7 protein-coding genes are annotated in these 7,232 nt (G+C 72.6%); all 7 read left to right on the top strand.

The features are described 5' to 3' along the window. Positions 1-1,758: tetratricopeptide repeat protein (locus IZR01_RS46945; protein ID WP_194927626.1), on the top strand; the 1,758-nt coding region annotated here is incomplete at its 5' end. A gap of 192 nt (positions 1,759-1,950) precedes the next feature. Then, a complete protein-coding gene (locus IZR01_RS46940) occupies positions 1,951-2,151 on the top strand; it encodes a hypothetical protein (RefSeq protein WP_194927625.1) in 201 nt (66 codons plus the stop codon). Positions 2,152-2,221: 70 nt separating this feature from the next. Next, positions 2,222-2,470, top strand: coding sequence for a hypothetical protein (locus tag IZR01_RS46935; RefSeq protein ID WP_194927624.1), 249 nt, complete (start codon positions 2,222-2,224; stop codon positions 2,468-2,470). Between the two features lie 51 nt (positions 2,471-2,521). Beyond that, positions 2,522-4,546, top strand: a complete 2,025-nt coding sequence (locus IZR01_RS46930) for an AfsR/SARP family transcriptional regulator (protein WP_194927623.1) — start codon at positions 2,522-2,524, stop codon at positions 4,544-4,546. A gap of 112 nt (positions 4,547-4,658) precedes the next feature. Continuing rightward, the gene (locus IZR01_RS46925; protein WP_194899234.1) at positions 4,659-5,060 is read left to right on the top strand and encodes a hypothetical protein; all 402 of its coding nucleotides are present in this window, start codon (positions 4,659-4,661) and stop codon (positions 5,058-5,060) included. 199 nt (positions 5,061-5,259) lie between these two features. Next, entirely contained in the window at positions 5,260-6,291 is a 1,032-nt protein-coding gene (locus tag IZR01_RS46920; protein WP_194927622.1) for a helix-turn-helix domain-containing protein, read from the top strand. A 111-nt stretch (positions 6,292-6,402) separates the two neighbouring features. Next, on the top strand, positions 6,403-7,179 hold the full coding sequence (locus IZR01_RS46915) for a maleylpyruvate isomerase family mycothiol-dependent enzyme (protein ID WP_194927621.1): 777 nt from the start codon (positions 6,403-6,405) through the stop codon (positions 7,177-7,179). The last annotated feature ends 53 nt before the right edge of the window (positions 7,180-7,232 follow it).

The raw sequence follows: 7,232 nt of genomic DNA, 5'->3' as shown, positions 1-7,232 counted from the left end.
GCCCACATCGGCACCGCCCTGGCCTACGCCCCCGACTTCCCCGCCGCCTACGAAGCGCTCTTCAAACTGGCCGCCCGCGTCGGCGACACAGCCGGCGACACAGCCGTCGACACCGCGGTCGACCTCTTCCCCCTCGACGGCAACCACCTCGCCTACACCATCGGCCGCGCGCACCTGCTCGGCGCCGGCGACGACCCGGACGCCGGCCTGGACCTGCTGCTCGCCGTCGTCGCCCACGACCCCGAGCGGCCGTGGTCGGCAGTGCCGTGGGTCGCCGACCCCGAGGCGCCGCGCCGGATGGATCCGGACCGGATCGCCGAGGCCTACCTGTCGCTCCTGCCGAGTCTGCCGAGCCCGCCGGACGGCATGTCAGAGAACTGTCGACGTGCCCTGATGCCGGTGCTGGAGCTGGGCCGCAACGCCGTCGCGAGCCATCCCGGGCACGGTCTCGTGCACGGCGCGGTGGCCAGCCTGGCCCGCCGCCTCGGCGCCTGGGACGAGGCGATCGCGCTGGCCGCCCGCGGTGAACAGCTCGACCCGAGCTGGCTGACGACGATGTGCGCCGCCTCGGCTTACTCCACGGCCGGCCGGGTCGACGAGGCGCTGGCCGCCTACCAGCGGATGCTGCGCTTCGATCCCGAGAACACGGCCGTGCTCACCGACATCGCCGAACTCCTGGCCGACGCCGGCCGCTTCGACGAGGCCTTGGAATGGATCGACCGGGCGCTGGCCATCGCGCCCCGGGACCCGGCGGCGTTCCCGACCGCGTGCGCGCTTCGCTTCGCCGATGACCGGGACGTCGCCCACCTGATCGCCCTCGCCGACTACCTCCAGGACCAGCCCGACGCCGAGCACGCCCACCGGATGCTGGCCGCGGGCTGCGCCGGCCACCCCTGGCTGGACCACGTCCCCGCCGGCCTCGACGGCGCCGCGGCCTTCCTGGACGCCCCGGGCGCGGTCGCCGGGTTCCGGGCCGAGATCGCCGACGACCCCGACCCGTGGATCGAGCTGGACACGATCGAACTCCCCAGCGCGATGGCCGTGCTGGGCCGGGTGCTGCCCCAGGTGTCGGTCCGGATCGGCACCGTCCCGGAGCCCGATCCGCGCAGCCCGCGGTGCCCGACGGACACCGCCGTGTGGTCCTACGACGGCACCACCGCGCGCCCCGCGGTCCCGGCCCCGGCTCCGGACGGCGCGCGGGCCGTCGCGGACCTGGCCACGCTGGCGATGGCCGGGTGGCCGTCCCCGATCGCGCTGCACGCCACCTCGGCGCACCTGGCCGGGCTGCCGATCGGCGATCTGCTCGGCGCGCTCGTCCATCCGCCGGAGCCGCCGACCACGACCCCTGATTCGGACGCGCCGCCGGCCCAGACCCGGTGGGTCCGCGCCGTCCAGACGATCGCCTGCGTCGGGATCCTGCACCACCGCGCGAACCAGGTGTGGATGCTCTCCACGCGCCGCCGGATCCTCATCGACCTCGCGTTCGGGGTGGAGGACTGGATCACCGAGGTCGCCTTGTTCGGGCTGGTCGTCGCGGCGTGGGTGGAGCCCGAGGCGCGCGCCGACGTGGCCGGGCTGCTGGCCGCCCGACTGGCGGACGTGGTCGAGATCGGCACCCGCCGCCGGGTCCCGATGGCCCTGGCGGTCGCCAGCCTGGCCCTGTCCGTTCCGGATTTGCCCGCTGCCGCCACGGAACAGGCCCAAGCCGTCATCGCGCAGGCGTATGCCGAGTACGAAGCGGATGAACTCAGCAAATAGTGCTAAGTCCGTATACGCTCCCTTCATTTCTGGGTGCTGTTCCTGCATGCAGCTTCTGACATGCGGCTTTCCCTTCCAGCCGATACCTGGCCGCAGCAAGCTGAAGCATGACGGGAGATGGCAGGGGGTTGCGAAACCCGGTGTCGCCTCGTCGCTCGTCTTCTGGCACGTCTCTCTATCTGAGGAGGCACTATGAATCGGCTCCGGGGAGCTCTCGCGGGCGTCGTCGCCGCGGTCGCGCTGGCGTTGGCTTGTTCCGGGCTCGCGTCGGTCCAGGGCGCGTCGGCGTCCCCGTCGCCCACGGCCGGGCACGTGGTCCTGGCCGACGGCAACGGCAACGGGAACGGCGGCGGCGAGATTCAGGACACCGGCTGGGGTGGGGGTGGCAGCTGAGCCGGTGGCGGCGCCCCGGTCAGAGCCTCGGTCAGCGCCTCGGTCAGCGCCCCGGTCCGTACACCGGTCCGTGCACCAGCCGGTGCCCCGGTCGGCGGGGCGGCCGGGTGCGGGCCGCCCGGCCCCCGCACTGAAATGCCCGTGCCGGGGCCTGGCCCGCTGGGCCGTGCCGATCGGGCTGACCGCGCTCGCCGCCAGCGCCGTGCTCGGCGCTCTGGCGGCCACCCGGCTGGCCGCCGCCCGCGACCGGACCCACCACCGCCGGGCCCGCGAGGTCCTGGACGAGAGGTCCGAGGAGCCCGGCTATCCCTGGCCCTGACCGCCCCGCCGGCGAGCCCCGCGCCGTCGGTATCCGAAGGGAATGACCCTCATGGTTTCGCCCGTGGCCGTCTTCCGGATCCTGGGGGATCTGGCCGTCGAGATCGGCGGCCGCGAGGCGGATCCCGGCCCGCACAAACAGCGTCTGGTCCTGGCCATGCTGTTGTGCCGGGCCAACTGCGTGGTCTCCACCGACCTGCTCACCGACGCGGTGTGGGGCGACGATCCGCCCCGCACCGCGCACAAGAACCTGCACGTCTACGTCTCCAGCCTGCGCCAGCTGCTGCGCCCGGCGGGCGGCCCGGACCGGATCGTCCACCGCTCCGGCGGATACGTGATGCGCGTCGAGACCGAGGAACTGGACTCGCTCCGCTTCCGGGAGTTCGTGCGCGCCGCCCGGATGAGCTCGGCGCTGGCCGGTGACCATCAGGGCTCGAAGGTGCCCGGCGCGTCCGAGCACGCCGCCCGGTTGCTGGGCGAGGCGCTGGATCTGTGGCGCGGCTCGATGCTCGCCGACCTCGCGGACTCCCCGGCGATCCGGGCCGAGGCCGACGCCTGGGCGCTGCGCCGGGTGACCGCCTGCGAGGATTGGGCCGAGGCCGCCGTCGACGTCGGCCGGGCCGCCGCGGTCGCGGACCGGGTCGCCGAACTGATCGGCGCGCATCCGCTGCGCGAACGGTTGCGGGCGGTGCAGATGATCGCGCTGCACCGGTCTGGCCGCCGTACCGAAGCGTTGGCCGGCTATGACGAATACCGCCGGCTGCTCGCCGCCGAACTCGGCCTGGACGTCGGACCGGTGGTCCAGAACCTGTACCGCTCGCTGTTGGCGGAAGGCGCGGGGGAGTCCGATCCGACGGCGAGAACCAGTACCGGAATCAGCCCTGGGGCCGGGACCGGGACCGGAGCCGGTTCCGGTCGTGACACCGTTCCGAAGCCGCGCCGGCAGACCTGGCCACAGACCTGGCAGACCTGGCCGCAGGCGCCGCAGATGGTCGGCGGTTCCGTAGGCGGCGGCGCCATGTCGAACCCGTCGGCCGGTCGGCCCCGACTGCTGCTGCCGCCGGACCTGCACGACTTCACCGGCCGGGCCCAACACGCCGCCGAACTGGCCGAGACCGTCGGCGTCCGGCGCTGCTCGGTGTACTTGTGCGGCCCGCTCGGAGTCGGCAAGACCGCCCTGGCCGTGCGGACCGCGCACCGGCTCGCGGCCGACTTCCCGGACGGCTGTCTGCTGATCCGGATGCGCCGGTCCGACGGCTCGCCCCGCCCGGTCACCTCGTTGCTCGCCGACCTGTGCCGGGTCACCGGCACGGCGATCCCGCAGGTCGACGACGAGGACGACGCGATCGCGTTGTGGCAGGCCGAGATCCTCGGCCGCAGCCTGCTCCTGGTCCTGGACGACGTCGCCGACGTCGCCGACGCCTCCGGTCTGCAACCGCTGCTGCCGGGGCCGGGCGGCAGCGTCGCGATCGTCACCACCCGTCGCGAGCTGCCCGGTATCGGCTCGCTGCACCGCATGGAGCTCGGGGCGTTCTCCCCGGCCGAGGCGCTCGACCTGCTCGCGCGGCACCTCACCGGGCCGCGCGTGGCGAACGAGCGCGGCGCGGCCGAGCGGATCGTCGCCGCGGTCGGGCTGCTGCCGCTGACCGTCCGGCTGGTCGGCGGCAAGCTCGCCGCGCTGCGTCATCTGTCGCTGTCCGCTTACGCGGCGCGGCTGGAACACAGCGGATCGCTGCTCGACGAACTCGCCGTCGGCGAGACCACGGTCCGGCCCTTGCTCGGCGCGTGGTGGCAGGGCCTGGTGCCGCAGGCGCGCGCCGGGCTGCGGGCCCTGAGCCGGCTGCCCGGTCCGGTCTTCACCCTCGCCGAGGCGTCCGGTGTGCTGGGCCTGTCGCTGGACGAGGCCGCTCGCGCGCTGGAGTCGCTGATCGAGCAGCGGGAGCTGGACAGTCCGCTGGCGGAGGTCACGGCGCATGCCGTGCTCTACGAACTGCCGCTGCTCTCACGTCTCTACGCCCGGGAACAGGACCAGCCGGAGCCGGCCGTCGCGTCCGTGGCGGAGGTCCCGTCCGGCTGACGGATCCGATCGGGAACGGACTCAACCCCTGTATGGCGCCGGACGTCTCATGGATAACCGTCGGGTTTCCGACTGCCACCAGGGCACGACCGGTTGAAGGAGTACGTTCACGATGAGCAAGATCAATGGAGGAGTCCGCGCCGCGGTGATCGCGGGCGGTTGCGTGGCGCTGGGCGTGTTCGCCGCCGCGGGCCCGGCGATGGCGAAGTCCGACATGTCGCTGACGGCCCACTCGGGCAAGGTGCGGGTCGGCCAGACGGCGCGGCTCTCGGCCGTCGCCGGGGACGACGGGGCGCAGTACCAGCGGCTGTGCGTCGAGCGGCAGAACGGCCACAGCTGGCAGGTGCTGCGCTGCGTCAACGGGGGCCAGGACGGGGTCTCGCTCACGGTGCCGGTGAAGATCACGCACAAGGGCCGGACCGCCTTCCGTGCGCAGCTGTTCAGCACCGACGCCCATCACGGCCACGCCAAGCTCGACCGCACCTCCTCGGTCGTGGCCGTGACCGGCCGCTGACGCCGACGACGCGGGATCGGTAGCGCGGGATCGGCGCCAGGAGCGGATCGGAACTCGTAGGGTTTTCTCGATTATTCCCAAACCTCAACGTCATCGTGTGCTGATCTCGACTTTCCATCTAATCCTGGCAGAATCCTTAGTTGTTGGGCGGTCCTCGTGACCGGTGCCGCGAAATGACCGCAGCTTCCGCGGAGGCGACATGGCCGACGGTGAACTCGCCCCGGCGGCGTTCCCGCAGATCGGTGCGGGCGAGATGGCCCTGTACCGGCTTTTTCTCCGCCAGGGGCGGTTCACCCTGGATCAGGCGGTGCGGGAGCTCGGGCTCACCGACGAGGACGCCACCCGCTCGGTCGAGGTCCTGATCGACCTGCACCTGCTGCGCACCGAACCCGAAGAGGCCGGGGCCGACACCCCGCCGACATACCTGCCGGTCCCGCCCTCGATCGCCGCCGCCTACCGGGTCGCACCGGTCGAGGCGGACCTGCGCCGCCAACTCGCCGAGGCCGAACGGGCCCGGGCCCAGCTGCTGATCCTCGAAGAGGTCTACTCGGCCGGCCGCCCGCGCGCCGGGGCCCACCGGCTGGACGAGATCCTGGACCTGGCCACCGTGCTGGACCTGATCGAACGATTAGCGGTGGGCTGCCGCACCGAGGTGATGACCGTCCAGCCCGGCGGCCCGCGCGAGCCGGAGCAACTGGAACAGGCGATCACCCGCGACCTGGCGATGATCGGCCGCGGCGTCCGCATGCGCACGCTGTATCAGCACACTGCGAGACTGCACCAGCCGACCCAGGAGTACGTCGCCCGCATCACCGCCGCCGGCGCCGAAGTCCGCACCCGCACCGACCTGTCCGGCCGCATGCTGGTCTTCGACCGCGAGGTGGCGATCCTCCCGCACCGCCTCAGCCTGGACGGCGCCATCGTCGTCCGCGAACCGTCGATGGTCTTCTACTTCTGCGGCCTGTTCGACCAATCCTGGTCCTTCGCCGACACCTTCGTGCCCCTGCGCCAATGGGACAACGAACTCGACGATGTGAAGCAGGCCGTGGTCCGCCTCCTCGCCGAGGGCATGAAGGACGAGATGATCGCCCGCCGCCTCGGCATGTCACTGCGCACCTGCCGCAAGCACATCGCCGAACTACTGGACGGCCTCGGCGCCTCCAGCCGCTTCCAGGCCGGCTACCTGGCCCGGGCGCGACCGGACTTAGCCGGGCCGCAGTCGGCGGGGTAGCGGCCGCGGAGGTAGTGGTCGGAGAGGTTATGGTCGCAGGGTCGGCGTTGACTGCCGGTACGGCGGGATAACCTCTGTCGGGCAGTGGATCAAGATGATAGAACTACCGCCGTGCACAAGACTCTGGAGTTCCCCGATCTACTGCGGCTGATCGACGAACGCGCGACCGCCTTCCGCGCCGCGATCGCCTCGGCGTCGAGCCTGGACCTGCCCGTGCCGACCTGCCCCGAGTGGACGCTGTCGGATCTGGTGCAGCACATCGGCGAGGGCCGCCGCCGCTGGGCCGCCACCGTCGCCGCCGGGCCGGACGCCATGTCCAGGACCCCGGCCGCCGGTGACGCGGTCGCGCCGCGGGAGCGCGAGGCCGTGCTGGCCTGGCTGGCCGCCTCCACCGAGCTGTTGCTGGCGGCCCTGCGCGAGGCCGGTCCGGACCAGGGCTGCTTCACCGGTTGGGGCGACACGCAGATGCCGGACACCGCCGGTGGCGTCGCCCGGCACCAGGTCCAGGAGATCGCGGTGCACACCTACGACGCTCAGGTCGCCGTGGGCGCCCCGCAGCCGCTGCCGACCGAGGTGGCGCTCGACGGAGTCGAGGAGAACCTGTTCATCACCTGCTTCACGACGAGCCCCTGGCCGCACAAGCCCACCGCCTTCGACTTCCACGCCACCGAGGGCCGCTCCTGGCGTCACACGGTCGACGGCGACGGTGCACGCACCACCCGGCTGCCCGCTCCCGGCGAGGACCCGGACGCGGCCGGCCTCTCCATCCACGGCACGGCCAGTGATCTGGTCCTGTTCCTGTACGAGCGCATCCCGCTGGACTCCCTGCGACTCGACGGGGACCCAGGGCTGTTCGACCTGTTCCACGCCTGGGAGTGGTGGGCGTGACGACACGCCACCACTGATTCAGCAGGGTGCGGAGCCGGACGACGGGTGGAGAT

This window comes from Catenulispora pinisilvae (genome assembly GCF_015356865.1).
Classification (GTDB): domain Bacteria; phylum Actinomycetota; class Actinomycetes; order Streptomycetales; family Catenulisporaceae; genus Catenulispora; species Catenulispora pinisilvae.
The sequence above is the reverse complement of the archived record's forward strand: the minus strand, read 5'-3'. Positions and strand labels throughout refer to the sequence as shown.

Bases quoted from the DNA above. Each gene is read 5' to 3' on its own strand.
- IZR01_RS46940 (WP_194927625.1), top strand. From the start codon at position 1,951: ATGAATCGGCTCCGGGGAGCTCTCGCGGGCGTCGTCGCCGCGGTCGCG.
- IZR01_RS46930 (WP_194927623.1), top strand. From the start codon at position 2,522: ATGGTTTCGCCCGTGGCCGTCTTCCGGATCCTGGGGGATCTGGCCGTC.
- IZR01_RS46925 (WP_194899234.1), top strand. From the start codon at position 4,659: ATGAGCAAGATCAATGGAGGAGTCCGCGCCGCGGTGATCGCGGGCGGT.
- IZR01_RS46920 (WP_194927622.1), top strand. From the start codon at position 5,260: ATGGCCGACGGTGAACTCGCCCCGGCGGCGTTCCCGCAGATCGGTGCG.